Raw genomic sequence first — 17,634 nt, 5'->3', positions numbered from 1 at the left:
TATTTGAAGCGTTTTACAGCAGCCGAGTCCAGACCGACTGACTGCCGTAGATACGCATTTCCACCGCATCCACGCGCCAGCTTTGCATCTTGTCTTTTGCCTTGCCAGTTTTGCTGCACATGACGGTAAAGCGCAGCTCCTGCAGATCTTCCAGCAGCTTCAGCCGCTGCACTTGGTCCGCACCGGCAGACAAGGGGCGATGCGCCAGCGCGGCAACTTCCACCTTGTTCGCCCCCTGGGGCTGCACATGCAGCAGTTGCAGCTCTTCATGAATGCTGACCCAATCCGGCAAACGTGCCGGATGGGCCCGCCTGGCTCTCGGGTGCAGAAATGCGTGACGGATCATGGCGCCGCCCACCATCTGGCGCTGATACTCGGCAATAAAGGCCGGCAGGTCGTCCCCCGACAGAGCATCCACCGCCTCACGGGCCTCGCGCTCCCAATGGCTTTGCGTCCAGACCCAGCTACGCACTGCCGCCGTAGGTGAGGCCAGCGCGGGCGCCAGGCCTTCAGCCATGGTCTGGTGAAAAGCTTCATCAAAAAAGCCTTTATCCGTGCCGTCTGCGACGGCTTTTTCGTCGTACTGCGCGGGCAGTGCCGGAAAGTCCTCGGGCCAGTGCAACTGTGCCCAGGGCTCATCGGGCCAAGGCTGCACCCCGTCAAACGGGCTCGCTGCCGCTGGCCGATCTGGCGTCTTGGCAGCATCAGCCGCTGCGCGCTCCAGCAAATCGGGCGGTACTTCGCGCTGGCTGCTGAGCAGCAGATCATGGGCCGTCATTCCTCTGGCATCACGGCGCAGAAAATCCACATCCGCGTTCCAGAACCAGCGCACCACATCCCACTTGCCAAAATCCACGGCAATCAGATAAGGCGTGCGCCCCTTTGCATCCTGCGTCTTGTCCAGATCTGCCCCGGCTTCTTTAAGCATCTGCAAGCCCTGCTCCTGCCCATTGCTGGCGGCCCAGCCAGCAGCCGTCCAGCCCATGACTTTGCACAGCTCGTCCAGAGGACTGGAGTTCTCGATCAGCCACTGCGCAGCATCCAGATTGCCGCAATGCAGGGCCGTCGTCAGTGCATTGAGGCCCGTGCCTTTTTGCACAAAGCCAATGTCGTCACCGGCGAGCAGTCGCTTTTCCAAGGCTGCGATATCTCCATTTTCCGCAGCCTTGAGTAATTTCATGGTCATGAACAGCAGTCCTTTGAGTGATGGCCAGCATCACTTTAGCGTGAATATCCTGTCGCACGGTCATACCATGTATCCACAGCTCAATACATCCATTTCTTGACCAGATCACGACCGAAACGCTGGCTCAGCATCGCTTCGGCCTTTTCATCCCCATCATCCCGCCCACCGGCAATGCCATGAGCGCGGCACAGCGCCATCAGGGCCAGCGCATCCAGGTAATCGGCCACGTCATCAAACATGCGGGTCAGCAAGGCACTGCTGTCATGGTCCAGATACCAGACAGAGCCGTCGCGCCGATCAAAGCACCAGAGGTTGCCATTGCCCAGATAGTCGCCAAAGGCCACCAGCTGCTGCAGCGCCGCTGTCAAAGCCTGCACCTGCTCGGGCTTGCTCATTTCAACAATGTCTGCCACGCCGGGGAACACCACACAGACCGGGCCGATGGCATCCATATCGCTATCAGGCGCTTGCAGATCAAAACGCGGGCTTAGCAACCTCTCGACCCAGTCCAAGACACCGAGTTGCAGCAGATAGTCGCGCAGTGACGGCGGCAGCTGGCTGCCTAGTCGCCATTCGCACAGGCGCAGCTCGGCAGGGCTGAAGGGCGCAGGCTGCACAGCTTCTTCATCCAGCCATGCATGGGCTTGCAAGCCCAGATGCCAGTAGGCCAGGCGCTGCTCTGAGGTTGCCGGTTCTGGCAGCCAGAATGGCTCAGGCACCTCTGCGTCCACCCAGACCTCTTGCGGTTTGGCAAAACGCTGGCTGCGCCCAAACTCGGCTTGCAGAAATCCGGACTAGGCAGTCTGATCTGACGGCGAGGGCCAGCCCATCTGCGCCAACACAGCCACCGGCAGCCACGGCGCATAGCCCATGCGCAGCGCATCATCGCCCGAGCGCAGCACAAAACGCAGAGCAGGCTGTGTCAGCACGTCGACGGGCTGTATCGTTCCATGCGCGCTGAGATCGGCAGCCACTGCAGCGGGCATATCCACCCAATCGCTTGCTGCCAGTTCAGGCAGGGCCTGCACCAGTGCAGGCAAGTCTTTGAAGATTTTCATGCGGGTATTCCGTGCACTTCTTGCATTACGCACATAAGGCTTAGACTGCGCGACCTATGTTGACGCTAGAGCAGTTTCACTCCGGGCTGGCCGATGGTTCGCTGGCCCGCGCACACCATATCAGGCTCAGCGACGGGCTGAGCGACTTCCCCACCGCCCTGTATCAGCTGACCGAAACGCTGGAGATTCTGGACTTGTCGAGCAACCAGATCACCACGCTGCCCGATGACCTGACACGTTTTAAACGGCTGCGCATTGTGTTCGCGTCGAACAACCCCTTCACCGAACTGCCTACCGTGCTGGGCCGCATGCCGCAGCTGGAGATGATCGGTTTCAAGGCCTGCCGCATTGCACATGTGCCCGAAGACAGCCTGCCGCCGCGCCTGCGCTGGCTGATTCTGACGGACAACCAGCTGGAGGCTCTGCCCGAGTCTCTGGGCAACTGCGCACGTCTGCAAAAGCTGATGCTTTCCTGCAACCAGCTCAGCAGCCTGCCCGCATCCCTGGCGCGCTGCCAGCGACTGGAGTTGCTGCGCATTGCCAGCAATCGTTTCACCAGCGTCCCAGAGCCTGTTTTTCAGCTGCCCGCGCTGAGCTGGCTGGCGCTAGCCGGCAACCCGATGACGCAAAAAAGTGAGCTACTTGCGCTTGATACATATGCGCTAGAGCCCTATTTTTATCAAAATCTGCAGTTGCATGAGTTGCTGGGCGAAGGTGCCAGCGGCCATATCTACCGTGCCAGCAACGGCGATCAAGCACTGGCCCTCAAGATCTTCAAAGCCACATTCACCAGCGACGGCACGCCGCAGTCCGAACTGGCTGCAGGCCTGGCGGCTGGGGCTCACCCGTCCCTGCTGACGCCGCTTGCCGCCGTAGCAGGCGCACCCGACGGTCGCCTGGCCATGGCCTTGCCCCTGCTTGGCCCGCAAATGCAGGCGCTGGCCAGGCCGCCCAGCTTCGAGAGCTGCACGCGTGATGTCTATGCACCGGGCCTGCGCGTTAGTGCAGACATTGCCCAACGGCTGATTCAGTGCATTCGCGCTGCTGTTGAGCATCTGCACCAACGCGGGCTGCTGCATGGAGACCTGTATGCGCACAACACGCTGTGCGATCTGTGCAGTGGTGATGCCGTGCTCAGCGATATGGGCGCAGCAGCCGTGCTCCGGGACCTGCCTCTGGAGCAGCAGTCGGCGCTGCAGCAGATAGAGCTGCGTGCATTACAGCTCCTGGAAGCCGAAATTCAGGCCCTGGTGCTGTGAGGGTGGCCAGAGACAAAACCTCTTACCCCATGAAAAGGGACTGCATTGCAGTCCCTTGCTGTGCCATTTCAGGCGCTTACTTCAGAAAAGCAGGTTTGGAATAACCAGGGAACTGGCTGTCCACCACGGCCTTGAATTCAGGCGATCGATAGGCTGCCGACAAATCCTTGGCCCACTGCGTGTTTTCGTTCCCCGTCTTCACCGCCACCACGTTCAGGTACAAGTCGGGAGTCTTTTCCAGCACCACAGCCTCCGTCAACTTCAGGCCCGAGGAAACGGCAAAGTTGCCGTTGACCACCACAAAGTCCGTATCTTGCAGAACGCGAGGCAGTTGCGCTGCTTCCAGCGCTACAAACTTGAGCTTGTGGGGGTTGGCGGCCAAATCCAGTTCGGAAATGCGGGCCGGATTCACACCTTCCTTGACCTTGACCAAACCGGCCTGCTGCAGCACCAGCAAGGCACGCGCCAGATTGCTGGGGTCATTGGGCAACGCCACCTTGGCGCCGTTCTTGATGCCAGCCAGCGACTTGTGCTTTTGGCTGTACACACCCATGGGGGCCACAGGGCCCTGCGCAATCGCGCTCAGCGCCAGCTTGCGGTCGGCGGTGAACTGATCAAAGTAGGCGCGATGCTGGAAGAAGTTGGCGTCCAATGATCCATCGCTCAGCGCCAGATTGGGTTGCACGTAGTCGTTGAACTCGATCAGCTTGACCTGATAACCCTTTTTCTGCAGCTGGGGCACGATGCCTTGTTGCAGCAGGTCATAGTTGGAGCCAGCAGTCGCTCCGATCAGCAGGTTTTTCTTGGTCGCATCCTGGGCCATAGCTGGCACACCGGACGTTGCCAACAAAGCCACGGCAGCTGTGGCCAGAACCGCGCGGCGACTGGCCGCAAAGGAAAAACGTGCAGACATTTATCACTCCTTGAAATCAATCCATGCAGCAACGCCACACGAAGGCGTTTTGCACTGCAACAATGCTGGGAGTATGAATCGCATTGACCCGCTCTCTAAAGAATAAAAAGCGATCTGTTTATCCACTGCTGCATATAACAAGCCCAAGGAGCGCTTTCTTCCCATGACGACTTTGTCTTCCATTCAGGATTTGCTCGACCACAGCGGGCATATCGCCCGCGTTAAAGGCCTGAGCGTCGGGCACTTTACCGACAGCCGCCGCCCGACAGGCTGCACCGCCATTTTGTGCCCTGAGGGAGCGGTTGGCGGCGTGGATGTGCGAGGAGCCGCACCAGGTACGCGCGAGACCGATTTGCTGCATCCCAGCAATCTGGTGCAGGAAATTCACGGCATCATGCTGGCCGGCGGCAGTGCCTGGGGACTGGATGCCGCCACCGGTGCCGTGCGCTGGCTGGAGGAGCAAGGCGCAGGCCTGAATATCGGCGTCGGCCGCATTCCGCTGGTGCCCGCCGCCGTGCTCTTCGACGTGATGATGGGTGACATGCGCATTCGCCCTGACGCCTCGGCCGGCTACGCAGCCAGCCGTAGCGCATTCCGGCACAGCAGCAGTGAACGGCCCGCAGAAGGTAGCGTGGGCGCAGGTGCTGGCGCTGTAGTGGGGAAGGTATTTGGCCATGATCGCGCCATGAAGGGCGGCATTGGCACAGCCAGCTTTACCATCGGTGGCGTGACGGTGGGCGCCATCATCGCTTGCAATGCGCTGGGCGATGTCTTCAACCCCTTCAGCGGGCAATTGCTGGCCGGGGCACGCACTGCCGACGGAAAGCTTTTGCGCGGCACACGGGATGCGCTGCTGGCAGGCGAGGAACCCAGGCCCGTGCTGGCAGGCAGCAACACCACCATTGGCGTGGTGGCCACGGATGCCGTCCTCACCAAGGCCCAGGCGCACCGCCTTGCGGTGGTGGCTCATGATGGCCTGGCCCGCGCCATCAACCCCGTTCACACCATGAGTGATGGCGACAGCCTGTTTGCGCTGGGCACCGGTCAAAGCGGTCAAACACTCGGCATGATGACACTGAGCACGCTGGCTGCCGAGGCTGTTGCCGTAGCTACGGCCCGAGCCGTATTGCTGGCCCAATCAATGCCAACGCAAGGCCAAGCAACGCTACCCAGCTATCAAGATTTTTTATAAAGCTTGCACTCAGATCAGCATGGCAGCGTAGGCAGCGCTTGCGGCGGATGATGGATCTAAGCCATTGCCTCCAAACGTCGCAGCTGCCCTTGAGAAAGCAGCTTGTCGCGCATGCGGCGTGTCATGGACTGCGTGCTGCCATCTTCTGCCGTAAAGAGAAACAGGCTTTGCTGCGGACTGACCCAGGTCAGCTTGGTACGCACCTGCTGGCGTTCGCTGCGCAGCTCCACCCAGGTCCCCAGAGGCCACTCGGCATCCTGAAGCTGACTCACAGAGACAGGGGCTGAAGCGGGTTCCTGTAGCATTGCAGTTGCAACGCCGAGGTATGGCACAGCAGCTTCAGGTTTGGCCTTGGAGGGCTCTTCACTGCGCTGCGGAGCCGTCACGAACACTGGGGCGATATGCCCCTCTGGCTGCTGTACAGACGGGGCCCGCTGCACCTCTTCAATTTTTTCCGTCAATACCGGAAGTGTGATGTCCAAGCCCGCATGCACGGTCTCCGCAGCGCCCTCAAGAGTGCCAAGCATGCTGGGCAACTCATCCAGGACATCCGTTTCTGGGAAGCCGTCACTGCGCCCCCGGCTCGCAACTTCTGCAGCATCCAGCACACGCTGCTGCAAGCTGCCCAACCGCGCTGCCAACGCTGCAATTTCGACTTCCGTACGCCCCACACTGCGCAGGCCTCGCGCCAAGCGGCGCTGCAGCTTGGGAGCAATGGCCACCAGTCGCCGTACATCTTGAGCGGCCTGGGGAGAGACACTCCAGAGAAGACTGGGCACCAGGGCAAGATAGCCTCCGGGATCTCTCTCGTCCTGGCCACTGCCAGCCTGCTGCTGCGCCTGGGCAATCACATCTGCCCAAGGACCGGTCACAAAGTCCAGAATATCCTCTGGAACACCCTTGGCACTGGGCAGACTGCGGATCATGCTGGCCAGTTGCTCCGCATCGGGCTGTGTCTGCGCAATAGCTCCCACGATCTGCCGGTCTGCCAGCCCCACGGCCCCACTCATCAAGCCCTGCTGGGTCGATTGCTCACCTTCGGCCTGTGCAGCAAAGCCCGACAGGCGACTCATGCGCCCCTCTGGCGGCCACTGCTCCCGCACATATTGGAGAGCCAGCGCAAAGGCATGTGCATTCACGCATCCCATGCTGGCCAGCTTGTTTGCCGCAGCTTCAGATACTGCGATGAAGTGGGAAAAGCCCAGCGCCGATTCACTGGCGAACCACAAGCTGCGGGCGGTCATTTCGTCGAGCAGCTGGCGTGCCGGATGGGCTCTGTCTTCAAAGAAAGAGGGATCATGCACCACCAGCTCACTCAGCAAAGGCTCCAGCTTGTGCAATACCTTTTGCACAGGCGGCAACAGACGCCCATCACTGGTCATGTGGCTCATCATGCGCTGCAAGGTGCGCATCTGAATCAGAGAGCTTGGTGCCTGGCTTGAGGGGGATGGCTTCAGTTCACCAAGAACGCTGGGCACCCATGGCTGCAGCGAGGTCTGCAGAGCATTGGCGGAGAATGACGTCCAGCCAGGCTCTAGGCCAATATCCTGCAAAGCAGGCTCCGTCACAGGCCAGCCCGCAAGCATAGAGTCGGTTAACGACTGCGGCACCGTGCAGCGCATGTCGTCAATCCAGCGCAAGTCTGAAGCCAGTTCCTGCAGCAATCGCAATGTCAGCAGGCATTGCGGTGGGCTGACTTTATCTGCCCCATACCGAGCCGGCTGCACGCCTTGCTGGCGCAACAAATTGGCGGCTCGTGAGTATTCTGAAACCAGGATAGGCCCCAGTTGCTGGGACATGAACTCATGCCAGCACTCGGCCACTTCCGCTGCGGGCTGTACGGCCGTCAGTGATTGACTCCAGGCCCGTACATAATTTTGCAAGCGCAGCGGATTGCACTGTGGCTGTGCGGTTTCCAGCCCCTGCGCACCGCTCATCAGAGCATCCAGGTCTGCTAACGCCAGTTCGACTTGAGGCTCTATCAGCTGCACAAGCCGGTGTTCAACCTTGAGCTGTCGATTGGCAGACTCCGCCATGGACGCCAGGGGCAGAAGCTGGCCGCTGCCGGTATCCAGCGTCTGTGCGCTGAATGAAAAAGGCTGGCGTGCAGAAAGCACTAGAGCTTCGAGCAAGTTTTGCGGGAAGCTGTTAATCAATGAAGCCCGATGCTGCTGCAAGTTATGCAATGCAGCACCGAGCACATCCCTTCTCGCTGATTGCAAGCCCGTTGAAAGCGACTGCTCCAGCGCATATTCGGTACGCTGGAGCAGTCGCAGGGCGAAGGCGTCAGCACTACGCACCGCCTGAACAAGGCAGGTGCGTAACACGGAGACGGATGCATGGGCGAGGCTCATCCTCCAAGAATACCCTTTCCAGCCGAGGCTGGAAGCATTTTGTCTCTTACTTCAACGCCTTGTAACGCATACGCTTGGGTGCTGCACCTTCTTCACCCAGTCGTTTCTTCTTGTCGGCTTCGTACTCTTGATAGTTACCGTCGAAGAATACCCACTGAGAATCACCTTCAGCAGCCAGAATGTGCGTAGCAATACGGTCCAGGAACCAGCGATCGTGAGAGATCACCATCACCGTACCCGCGTACTCCAGCAGCGCATCTTCCAGGGCACGCAGAGTTTCCACGTCCAAGTCGTTGGAGGGCTCGTCCAGCAGCAGCACGTTGCCGCCCTGAATCAGGGTCTTTGCCAGGTGCAGACGACCGCGCTCACCACCAGAGAGCATGCCCACCTTCTTCTGCTGGTCCTGACCGTTGAAGTTAAAGCGACCAGCGTAGGCGCGCGAAGCCATGGTGAACTTACCCACGTTGATCATGTCCAGACCACCGGAGATGTCTTCCCACACGGTCTTTTCGTCAGCCAGTGCATCGCGGTGCTGGTCTACAAACGCCATCTTCACGGTTTGACCGATTTCCACGGTACCTGAATCAGGCTGTTCCTTGCCTGCGATCAGCTTGAACAAGGTCGACTTACCGGCGCCGTTGGGGCCGATGATGCCGACGATCGCGCCAGCGGGGATGTTCATCGACAGGTTGTCGATCAACAAGCGATCACCAAACGCCTTGGAGACATTCTTGAACTCGATCACCTTGGAGCCCAGGCGCTCCGCCACAGGAATGAAGATTTCCTGTGTTTCGTTGCGGCGTTGGTATTCGTAATCGCTCAGCTCTTCAAAGCGTGCAATACGGGCCTTGGACTTGGCCTGGCGCCCCTTGGAGTTCTGACGCACCCATTCCAATTCCTTCTTCAAGGCCTTGGCGCGGGCTTCTTCACCCTTTTGCTCGGCTTCCAGACGGTTACCCTTCTGGATCAACCACTCGGAATAGTTGCCTTTGTAGGGAATACCGTGGCCACGGTCGAGTTCCAGAATCCACTCAGCAGCGTTGTCAAGGAAGTAGCGGTCGTGGGTAATAGCCACCACTGTGCCGCTGAAACGGTGCAGGAACTGTTCCAGCCAGTCCACAGATTCAGCATCCAAGTGGTTGGTAGGCTCGTCCAGCAGCAGCATATCGGGCTTGGACAACAGCAGCTTGCACAGCGCCACGCGGCGCTTTTCACCACCCGAGAGGTTGCCAATCTTGGCATCCCATGCAGGCAGGCGCAGTGCATCAGCCGCAATTTCCAGCTGGTGCTCAGAATCGGTGCCCGCTGCAGCGATGATGGCTTCCAGCTCGCCTTGCTCGGCAGCCAGTGCGTCAAAGTCCGCGTCTTCTTCAGCGTAAGCGGCGTAGACCTCTTCCAGGCGTGCCTTGGCGTTGTTGACCTCCGCCATGGCCTCTTCTACGGCCTGACGCACCGTGTGCTCAGGGTTGAGCTGGGGTTCCTGGGGCAAGTAGCCGATCGACAGGCCAGCCATAGGAATGGCTTCGCCTTCGAACTCCTTATCCACGCCAGCCATGATCTTCAGCAACGAAGACTTGCCCGAACCGTTCAGACCCAGCACGCCAATTTTGGCGCCGGGGAAGAAACTCAGTGAAATATCCTTCAAGATCTGGCGCTTGGGCGGCACCGTCTTGGTCAGGTGGTTCATCGAAAAAACGTATTGAGCCATGTCCGAATTGCTTTGAGTTACTTAAATTTATGCAAAAAAATGTGCCGCTTTGCACGGCAATCCAGCCATGATTATCGGTGCATGCGACAATACCCCTCGCAACAGGCGTCCAGTTGCCTGCAGCAGCAGCACTTCAGCTGGGGACAAAGGAAGCGTTTCCAAGCTCCCGACACGCAAACTATATCTGCCTACAACTGGCCAGGCTGCCCAACGGGCACCATGACAGGCTGATACCCCGCGCCCAGGATTGGCGCAATTGATCACAAATGACATTTGAAGAACTGAATCTGGCCCCAGCCATTCTGAAGGCCGTCCAAGAACAGGGTTATGAAAACCCGACCCCCATTCAGGCACAAGCTATTCCTCTGGTTCTCGCCGGCCACGACTTGCTGGCAGGCGCTCAGACTGGCACAGGCAAGACAGCAGCTTTTACCCTGCCCATGCTGCAACGCCTGTCTACCGGCACGGCCCCCAAGAACAAGTTTGGCGGCAAAGGCATCCGTACGCTGGTTCTGACCCCTACCCGTGAGCTGGCGGCTCAGGTCGAAGAAAACTTGCGCAGCTATGCCAAGTATCTGGACATCACCTCCACCGTTATTTTTGGTGGTGTGGGCATGAAGCCCCAGATTGCCCGCATTGAAAAAGGCGTGGACGTTCTGGTCGCCACGCCCGGCCGCCTGCTGGACCTGGCCGGACAGGGCTTCATGGACCTGTCCACCGTCGAAATGCTGATCCTGGACGAAGCCGACCGCATGCTCGACATGGGCTTCATCCACGACGTCAAGAAGGTTCTCGCCCTGGTGCCCAAGGACAAGCAAAGCCTGCTGTTCTCGGCTACCTTCAGCGATGAAATCCGTGAACTGGCCAATGGCCTGCTCAAGAATCCTCAGTCCATTCAGGTCACTCCGCGCAACACCACCGTGCAGCGCATCAAGCAAGTGATCCACCCCGTGGGCCGCGGCAAGAAAAAGCAGGTGCTGCTGCACATCATCCAGGAAAACAATTGGAGCCAAGTGCTGGTGTTCACCCGCACCAAGTTCGGCGCCAACAACGTGGCCGAGTACCTGACCAAGAATGGCGTCAGCGCCATGGCCCTGCACGGCAACAAGAGCCAGAGCGCGCGAACTCAAGCCCTGGAAGGCTTCAAGACCGGTGAACTGCGTGCGCTTGTAGCTACAGATATTGCAGCACGCGGCATCGACATTGATGAGCTGCCCAACGTGGTCAACTATGAGATTCCCAATATCTCGGAAGACTACGTGCACCGCATTGGCCGCACCGGCCGTGCGGGCCGTGAAGGCAATGCAGTGAGCCTGGTCTGCATGGACGAAGAAGGCTTCATGATGGACATTGAGCGCTTCACCAAGCAGGAGATCCCGGTACAGCCCATCGAAGGCTTTGGCCCTGAAGAAGGTGAAGTCGCCGAGCCCATCGCCATGGGCCGCCAGACCCTGTGGGGCGGTGCAGGCAAGCCTCCCAGCCGCGATGTCATGCAGGCAGCAGCCAAGGCAGCCCGTCAGGAAATGATGGAGCGCATTCGCTCTAACAAGGCGCCCAATGGCAGCCGTGGTGGCCGTCGTCCTGCTGGAGACTCCCAACAAGGCGAAGCGGAAGGCGAAATGCAGCAGCGCCCTGCGCGCCCGCAAAAGCCACGCAGCAACAACCGCCTCAACAGCTCACGCGGTCAAGCTGGCGTTGAGCGCACTGCACGCACCAACGACCGCCATCCAGAGCATGGTGATCGTGCCAACTCGTTTGCTCAAAGCGAGCGCGCTCCACGCCCTAATGGCAATGAGCAACAACGAGCCCCCAAGCGCGGCGGCGCCCGTCAGTTCGGCGATCGCGAACGCGGCAACCGCTACGATGACCAGCCTCCACGCCCTGACGCCCACCTGGGAACCCAGCAAGGTCATGCACGTAATGGCAACTCTCGCGGCAGCAATGGTGGCCAGCCTGACCCAATGCGCACCAGCGTGGACAGCATGGCAGATCGTGGCCGTCGCAGTGGGTTTGGCGGCAATCGCGGGGGCTTTGGCGGAGGCAATCGTGGAGGTAGCAATCGAGGTGGCTTTGGAGGCGGCTACGGTCGTTAACCCTCCTTCAACAACCGAGGAATAACACTCTCTCGGTCAAACGCCTTAAGGGCTGCAATCAACAGCATTGCAGCCCTTTTGCTTTTCAGTGACAGCATCGCCATACGCTGACAGGCGGTCGCAAGCCAGCAGGCCTAATATGAGACGCGTATATGCGAAGCTTAGGATTTCGCTCCAAGCCTATTCTTCTTATTTGTGTTGAACTTATGACATTTCTCACCCAGCTCGTTTTTTCTCATGCTAGACGCAACCTGCCTCTATGGAGCTCAAGCATGCTCAAGCTGACTGCAGTGAGCTCAGCAGTGCTGTTAACGGCTTGTGCCAATGTGCAGTTACCGCCATGGTCAGCAATGTCAAGCAGGGCACCAGGCCAAAGCGTACCTAGCCCTGCACCGGCTTCTGCAGCAACTCCAGCCACGAGTCAACCAGTAGCCCCCCAACTCACAGCTGTCCCATACAACCCGGCCATAGAGTCTCGCTTTACAGCGCCAACCACCATCTATGACACACCAGGGCTTGGCATCAATCGCCAGCAATTCAGCACACACACAGAAATCAGCGCCTGGCTTCAGACACTGAGCAACAAGGCAGACAATGGGATCCTGCTAGCTCCATTGACCATCGGCACCTCTCAAAAAGGCCTCCCCATTCAGGCCTTGATCGCTACCCAAGGATCAGGCAGTCAAGCCACCTCCCTTAACAGCAACGGTAAGCCGACAGTGCTTTTGGTCGGGGGGCAACATGGCGATGAGCCTGCGAGTACAGAAGCGCTACTTTTAATCGCACGCGAGCTCAGTCAAGGCGGGCTGCTCGCCCCCTTGCTGCAACAGATCAACATCTTGATTGTGCCAAGGGCCAACCCTGATGCAGCAGCCACAGCCAGCCGCCTCACGGCCGATGGAACAGACCTTGCCCATGATCACCTGCTGCTCAGCACGCCCGAAGCACAAGCCCTTGCACGCATAATCCGCAATTACCGCCCGGCGGCAGTCCTTGACCTCCAGGAAGTAACCGCAGGCGGATTGCTACTGCAGAAGTTTCAGGCCGTGCAAAGCTACGATGTCTTGGTGCAGCCTGCAGGCACCGTCAACACTCATGAATTCATCAATAAAGCCGCATTAGAATGGCTTGGCCAGCCCGTTCGTGCAGCTCTGAACCAGGCAGAAATCAGCAACGAGTGGTTTTTTCAACCCAGCCCAGAGCCGGAGGACAAATCACTCTCCATGGCAAGTTTGAATCCAGACACTCTTATCAATGCCAGCAGCCTCAAAAACTCTGCCGCATTACTGATTGCCAGTCGCGGCTCTGACTTAGGGCGCATGCATATTCAACGCCGTGTTCACGGTCTGGTCACTGCCACGACTGCAGCGCTTCGGGCCACCGCAGAAAAGTCACGCAATTTACTGCAAGTGGAATCGTTTGTCTCCCGCGACATCTCTGCGCTCGCCTGCCGCAATACACTGACCGTTCAAGCCAAGCAAACCCAGGAGCAGCGCACAATCCAGATGCTGCAAGCAGAGTCTGGTGAGCAAATTCAAGCCCGGGTGGACTGGAACTCTTCATTAAAGATTCAACCAATTCAAACCCGCACCCGACCATGCGGTTACTGGCTGTCCTCTGACTCTGGTCGTGCCGTTGACCGCCTTCGCCTGCAAGGTGTACAAGTGCTTCAGATTGGAGAGACAGGTCATATGATGGTGGAAAGCTACAACCCGCCCCAGGCTGGAAACCATACACCTTTACTCACTAGAGGGGGGGTCGATGCTCCTGCTGGCAGCTACTACATCACACTCAACCAAGCCAAATCAAATTTGATTGCAGCAGCCTTGGAGCCAGATACTTCATACAGCTATGTCAGCCAAAATCTGATCAATAGTCCAGCCAACATTGCAAGAGTGGTTGCAGCTCCATCTGTAGTTTTTGATGAGGAAATCGAGTGATATAAGTTTGCCGCAAAAAACCAGATAAAATTTGGCAGTAACTTCCGCAAAAAAGCCACTCAAGCAATTGCTTGGGTGGCTTTTTAGCTTGGCCTGCCCGACAGGGATCGAACCTGTGACCCACAGCTTAGAAGGCTGTTGCTCTATCCAACTGAGCTACGGGCAGATGCTTGATTTCACTAGGTTTTTTCTGGCCTACCCTCAACCTAGATTTGCGGAGCGCTCCACATCGGTCATTTACCGTCTGATATGACCAGCCGTTATTATGCCTTGCTTCAGTACTCTCATTGCGCAACCTGTAGCCCGCATGCCTACGCCACCGAAAGCGTCAGGCCACATCGAGCAGTGGTAAATTAATCTACATGCATGTAGAGCCATCGCCTATTGAGCGGAATGCCCATCCAGCTCACTGATCATCAGCTGCTTTGCCCCTAAAAAATTGCAGCGTGCGTGCAAGCTTTCCCTCCCCAGCCAAGGACTGACCCGGCAAACGACTGGACATAATTGAGCTGCTGATGGAGCCTCCACAGACTTCATTCCTTCTCCGAGTACCGCACCAATCCATGAGCAAGTGCAGTGTAGAGGTTGCGATCTGATCTGACCGTGGCTCCCGTTTCGACTGGGCCGATTGTCAGACAGCACTTTTACCTTCTCGCCCCAGACATCCTTTGCGTCCATCGGCGTTTGCATCCGCGTCCCGCCGCAGCACATCTTGTTTTAATGGGTGCGCAGGTGTTGGTAGTTGATCCAGTCACCCAAATCCACCTGCAATTCGTCAATAGATCTGTAAATCTTGCCCCGGAATGCTACCTGATAGAACTTTTGCTAGATGGTTTTGAGGAAGCGCATCACAGATGCCATTGGTTTGCGGCAGAAGCACCTTGGCTTGGTGTGCTCGATGTTATTGATGAGCAGGTACAGCTGGTAATCATGCGGCTCGGCTTTGCCGCAATACTCCGTGCCTCTGTCCGTCAAGATGCGCAGCATTCCCATGCCTTGTTCAGCAAAGAGTGCTAGCACCCGGTCATTGAGTAGATCAACCGCTGTGATTGGTCTCTTGGTGGTGTATAGCTTAACTGGACCCCACTTGGAATAAGTGTCCACGAAGGTATGCGGGTAGATGGGGCCCACCCCCTTGATCGTGCATACATAAAAGGTGTCCTAGCTGCCCAGATAGTCAGGGTGAGCCGACAGGTCGAAATAGTAAAGAATTCCGGCAGGAATATACTGTATACATGTACAGCAGTATTTTGCCGATAGGCACGCCGGTGCCCGTCATAGCATCCCCCTTTGCCTTGCAGATGGCAGGATGCTCTGTGGCTGCAGGCTTTCCTAGCCCCGCTGACGACTTTGCAGGTAAGCGCCTCGATATTGCCTCTCTGTTGATTGAGCACCCTCAAGCAACATTCCTGCTGCGCGTTGCAGGGCCATCCATGCGCGAATATGGCATCGATGACGGGGACATAATTTTGGTTGATCGAGCGCTTGGTGCGCGCCATGGCAGCATTGTTGTAGCTGTTCTCGACAATGAGTTCACTGTCAAAGTTCTTCACAACGCAGGCGGCTGCTTCAAGCTCAGGCCTGGCAACCCTAGCTATCCCGATATCGTGCCCAAAGAAGACCAAGAACTTGAAATTTGGGGCGTAGTCACATCCTGCATCAAACGCTTTAGGACTTGAAATCATGCGTAAACCTACAAGTCGTCGGCATCAGTTTGATGAGACGTGCATGTACGAATATCCCGAGCACCTTCTTGAATGGCTAGAGGGGGTCCCCTCAGCACCTGGCGTCTATATCTTTCACGCAGCTGAAGGCGAGTTGCCGCTATACATCGGCAAGAGCATTAACTTGCGCGCTCGTTTGCTATCGCACTTTCGCTGCGAAGACGAGGCCCGCATGCTCCGTCAAACAGTACGCATAAGCTTCACCTGCACGGCGGGCGAGATTGGAGCGCTGCTATTGGAAGCGCAGCTCATCAAGCAGCAGCAGCCCTTGTTTAATCAGAAGCTACGACGAAACCGACAACTGTGCTCTCTTCAGCTCGGCAACGAGGGCCCTGAGGTGGTTTATTCGCGTGATATTGATTTTGCAAACACGCCTGATATTTTTGGCCTGTACGGCAGTCGTCACTCAGCGCTGGAGGCTCTACGTGATTTGGCCGATATGTACAAGCTTTGCTATGGCGCTCTTGGGCTGGAAAAGTTGGCCCAAGGACGCCCCTGTTTTCGCAGCATGATCGATAAATGTGCTGGCGTTTGCCGCGGCGCTGAAACGATAGAGGAACACCATGCCCGTCTGAAGGCTGCTCTTGAAGAGCTGCGCGTTATGACCTGGCCCTATCCGGGTGCGATCGGTATTGAGGAGCAATGGCAGGAGTTGCGAGAGATCCATGTCATCAATAACTGGTGCTATCTGGGAAGCGTACCAACAGTGTCTGAAGCAAAGAAACTGAACACCATGGTGAAAGGCTTCGACGCCGATGGCTACAAGATCTTGTGCCGGCCCATCCTAAGCGGCAGCGCCAAGATCATCCCCTTGTAAAGGCTTCCCATGTTTGCACTCATTGATGGAAACAGCTTCTATGTCAGCTGTGAAAGGGTATTTCGCCCATCACTGCAAGGCATTCCTGTTGTTGTCCTGAGCAACAACGACGGCTGCGCTATCTCACGCTCTGACGAGGCCAGGGCCTTGGGCGTGAAGATGGGGCAACCGTTTTTTCAATTGCGCGATCTGGTTGAACACAAGGGGCTGGTTTGCCTATCGGCCAATTTCGAGCTGTATGGAGATATGAGCGACCGCATGATGTCGCTGGCTGCAGGCTTGGGACCCACCCAGGAGATCTACAGCATCGATGAATCATTCATTGGGGATCTTGCTGGCGTCCGCGATCTGACTCGGCGCGCCTTTGCCATTCGCGCTCGCATCCTGAAATGGACCGGCATCCCCACTTGCGTAGGCCTGGCCCCCACTAAGACTTTAGCCAAGCTCTGCAACCATGTCGCCAAAGACTCGGAGCGCAAGCCTGGCAGCTACCCTGCCGAGCTCCAGCGGGTGTGCAACTGGGCCGAACTGTCCGAGCAGCAACGCACCGACATTCTCGGCCGCACCGCTGCCGGAGAGATCTGGGGCGTGGGCCGGCATATCTCTGCCCAGCTCGCCGAGCAAGGTGTGCTGACTGCGCTGGATCTGGCCAGGATGCCGCCCCATGCCGCACGCAATGGGTGGAGCGTTGTGCTGGAGCGCACCGTGCGCGAGCTGCAGGGCGTCAGCTGCATGAGCTTGGAGACGGCTCCCTCCGCCAAAAAGCAGATTGCATGCACCCGCAGCTTCGGCCATCCGATCTGCACCCTGCCGCCCCTTATCGAAGCCGTAAGCGAATTTGCAACCAGAGCTGCCGAGAAACTGCGCGCCGATGGGCTGCGCGCGGGAGCCTTGCTTGTCTTCGCGCATACATCGCCATTTCGCCCCGGCCGAAGGTTCAACAAATCGGCAGTGATTCAACTGCAGCCCCCCTCCTCCGACACCAAAGTTCTTGTTACTGCGGCCGTGCGCGGTTTACGCCAGATCTACGAGCCTGGTTATCAACTCTCCAAGGCCGGGGTCATGCTGCTGGACCTATGCTCGGCCACGGTAGAGCAAGGCGATCTGCTGTTTGAGGAAACTTCCCGCAATCAAAGCAAGCTAATGGAGGTCATGGATAAGGTCAACGCGCGCTTTGGCAAAGGCACTTTGCATGTAGCGAGCACCGGAGTATCAGAGCAGGATGAAAACGGCTGGCGCATGCGCCAGGAGCGCCGCACACCACGCTACACCACAAAAATTGAAGAAGTACCAATTGCCAGAGCGTAGCCTCATGTGTCGGCATACGGCCAGAAGCTGTCGTCCGGTCAGTAGCTGTGAGCGGCAGGTCTAGGCTGGGGGCTGTCGTTCA

At 57.8% G+C, this 17,634-nt stretch carries 13 protein-coding genes, 1 tRNA gene and 1 pseudogene; 7 read left to right on the top strand and 8 right to left on the bottom strand.

All coding sequences use genetic code 11. The features are described 5' to 3' along the window. Positions 1 to 13: 13 nt before the first annotated feature. From AC2I9W_RS16915 to AC2I9W_RS16905, 3 genes are all read right to left on the bottom strand, one after another. On the bottom strand, positions 14 to 1,186 hold the full coding sequence (locus AC2I9W_RS16915) for an ankyrin repeat domain-containing protein (protein WP_486411089.1): 1,173 nt from the start codon (positions 1,184 to 1,186) through the stop codon (positions 14 to 16). An 80-nt stretch (positions 1,187 to 1,266) separates the two neighbouring features. Then, entirely contained in the window at positions 1,267 to 1,917 is a 651-nt protein-coding gene (locus AC2I9W_RS16910; protein WP_486411088.1) for an SMI1/KNR4 family protein, read from the bottom strand. A gap of 63 nt (positions 1,918 to 1,980) precedes the next feature. Further along, positions 1,981 to 2,244 (bottom strand): hypothetical protein, encoded by a 264-nt coding sequence (locus AC2I9W_RS16905; RefSeq protein ID WP_486411087.1) that lies wholly within the window; start codon positions 2,242 to 2,244, stop codon positions 1,981 to 1,983. A 56-nt stretch (positions 2,245 to 2,300) separates the two neighbouring features. On the opposite strand from AC2I9W_RS16905, the gene AC2I9W_RS16900 reads away from it, so the two are divergent. Then, a complete protein-coding gene (locus AC2I9W_RS16900) occupies positions 2,301 to 3,503 on the top strand; it encodes a leucine-rich repeat domain-containing protein (protein WP_486411086.1) in 1,203 nt (400 codons plus the stop codon). Positions 3,504 to 3,579: 76 nt separating this feature from the next. On the opposite strand, the gene AC2I9W_RS16895 is transcribed toward AC2I9W_RS16900, so the two are convergent. Further along, positions 3,580 to 4,416 (bottom strand): MetQ/NlpA family ABC transporter substrate-binding protein, encoded by an 837-nt coding sequence (locus tag AC2I9W_RS16895; protein ID WP_486411085.1) that lies wholly within the window; start codon positions 4,414 to 4,416, stop codon positions 3,580 to 3,582. A gap of 163 nt (positions 4,417 to 4,579) precedes the next feature. On the opposite strand from AC2I9W_RS16895, the gene AC2I9W_RS16890 reads away from it, so the two are divergent. Then, positions 4,580 to 5,608 (top strand): P1 family peptidase, encoded by a 1,029-nt coding sequence (locus AC2I9W_RS16890; protein WP_486411084.1) that lies wholly within the window; start codon positions 4,580 to 4,582, stop codon positions 5,606 to 5,608. 56 nt (positions 5,609 to 5,664) lie between these two features. On the opposite strand, the gene AC2I9W_RS16885 is transcribed toward AC2I9W_RS16890, so the two are convergent. Then, positions 5,665 to 7,962 carry a DUF1631 family protein gene (locus AC2I9W_RS16885; protein ID WP_486411083.1) on the bottom strand — a complete coding sequence of 766 codons (2,298 nt, stop codon included), beginning with the start codon at positions 7,960 to 7,962 and terminating at the stop codon, positions 5,665 to 5,667. 46 nt (positions 7,963 to 8,008) lie between these two features. Beyond that, a complete protein-coding gene (gene ettA / locus AC2I9W_RS16880; protein ID WP_486411082.1) occupies positions 8,009 to 9,670 on the bottom strand; it encodes an energy-dependent translational throttle protein EttA in 1,662 nt (553 codons plus the stop codon). 266 nt (positions 9,671 to 9,936) lie between these two features. On the opposite strand from ettA, the gene AC2I9W_RS16875 reads away from it, so the two are divergent. Next, on the top strand, positions 9,937 to 11,763 hold the full coding sequence (locus AC2I9W_RS16875) for a DEAD/DEAH box helicase (protein WP_486411081.1): 1,827 nt from the start codon (positions 9,937 to 9,939) through the stop codon (positions 11,761 to 11,763). Between the two features lie 272 nt (positions 11,764 to 12,035). Then, a complete protein-coding gene (locus AC2I9W_RS16870; protein WP_486411080.1) occupies positions 12,036 to 13,703 on the top strand; it encodes a M14 family zinc carboxypeptidase in 1,668 nt (555 codons plus the stop codon). Positions 13,704 to 13,792: 89 nt separating this feature from the next. On the opposite strand, the gene AC2I9W_RS16865 is transcribed toward AC2I9W_RS16870, so the two are convergent. Continuing rightward, positions 13,793 to 13,869: transfer RNA gene (locus tag AC2I9W_RS16865), tRNA-Arg, on the bottom strand. A 482-nt stretch (positions 13,870 to 14,351) separates the two neighbouring features. Then, positions 14,352 to 14,888, bottom strand: a pseudogene (locus AC2I9W_RS16860) (transposase family protein); the annotation flags it as partial. Between the two features lie 50 nt (positions 14,889 to 14,938). Between AC2I9W_RS16860 and AC2I9W_RS16855 the strand changes: the two are divergent. From AC2I9W_RS16855 to AC2I9W_RS16845, 3 genes are read left to right on the top strand one after another with little or no spacing between them, the layout of a single operon-like run. Further along, on the top strand, positions 14,939 to 15,382 hold the full coding sequence (locus AC2I9W_RS16855; protein WP_486411079.1) for a LexA family protein: 444 nt from the start codon (positions 14,939 to 14,941) through the stop codon (positions 15,380 to 15,382). Between the two features lie 4 nt (positions 15,383 to 15,386). Further along, positions 15,387 to 16,244 carry an excinuclease Cho gene (gene cho / locus AC2I9W_RS16850; protein ID WP_486411078.1) on the top strand — a complete coding sequence of 286 codons (858 nt, stop codon included), beginning with the start codon at positions 15,387 to 15,389 and terminating at the stop codon, positions 16,242 to 16,244. A gap of 9 nt (positions 16,245 to 16,253) precedes the next feature. Then, on the top strand, positions 16,254 to 17,552 hold the full coding sequence (locus AC2I9W_RS16845) for a Y-family DNA polymerase (protein ID WP_486411077.1): 1,299 nt from the start codon (positions 16,254 to 16,256) through the stop codon (positions 17,550 to 17,552). Positions 17,553 to 17,634 lie beyond the last annotated feature (82 nt).

It is taken from the genome of Comamonas sp. FUJ_7 (genome assembly GCF_057369555.1).
This window is presented reverse-complemented; position numbering and strand designations above follow the sequence as displayed.

What these genes read in the sequence shown, in the direction of transcription:
- AC2I9W_RS16915 (WP_486411089.1), bottom strand. Translation starts at nt 1,186, where the DNA reads ATGACCATGAAATTACTCAAGGCTGCGGAAAATGGAGATATCGCAGCC.
- AC2I9W_RS16905 (WP_486411087.1), bottom strand. Translation starts at nt 2,244, where the DNA reads ATGAAAATCTTCAAAGACTTGCCTGCACTGGTGCAGGCCCTGCCTGAA.
- AC2I9W_RS16900 (WP_486411086.1), top strand. Translation starts at nt 2,301, where the DNA reads ATGTTGACGCTAGAGCAGTTTCACTCCGGGCTGGCCGATGGTTCGCTG.
- AC2I9W_RS16895 (WP_486411085.1), bottom strand. Translation starts at nt 4,416, where the DNA reads ATGTCTGCACGTTTTTCCTTTGCGGCCAGTCGCCGCGCGGTTCTGGCC.
- AC2I9W_RS16890 (WP_486411084.1), top strand. Translation starts at nt 4,580, where the DNA reads ATGACGACTTTGTCTTCCATTCAGGATTTGCTCGACCACAGCGGGCAT.
- AC2I9W_RS16885 (WP_486411083.1), bottom strand. Translation starts at nt 7,962, where the DNA reads ATGAGCCTCGCCCATGCATCCGTCTCCGTGTTACGCACCTGCCTTGTT.
- ettA (WP_486411082.1), bottom strand. Translation starts at nt 9,670, where the DNA reads ATGGCTCAATACGTTTTTTCGATGAACCACCTGACCAAGACGGTGCCG.
- AC2I9W_RS16875 (WP_486411081.1), top strand. Translation starts at nt 9,937, where the DNA reads ATGACATTTGAAGAACTGAATCTGGCCCCAGCCATTCTGAAGGCCGTC.
- AC2I9W_RS16870 (WP_486411080.1), top strand. Translation starts at nt 12,036, where the DNA reads ATGCTCAAGCTGACTGCAGTGAGCTCAGCAGTGCTGTTAACGGCTTGT.
- AC2I9W_RS16855 (WP_486411079.1), top strand. Translation starts at nt 14,939, where the DNA reads ATGTACAGCAGTATTTTGCCGATAGGCACGCCGGTGCCCGTCATAGCA.
- cho (WP_486411078.1), top strand. Translation starts at nt 15,387, where the DNA reads ATGCGTAAACCTACAAGTCGTCGGCATCAGTTTGATGAGACGTGCATG.
- AC2I9W_RS16845 (WP_486411077.1), top strand. Translation starts at nt 16,254, where the DNA reads ATGTTTGCACTCATTGATGGAAACAGCTTCTATGTCAGCTGTGAAAGG.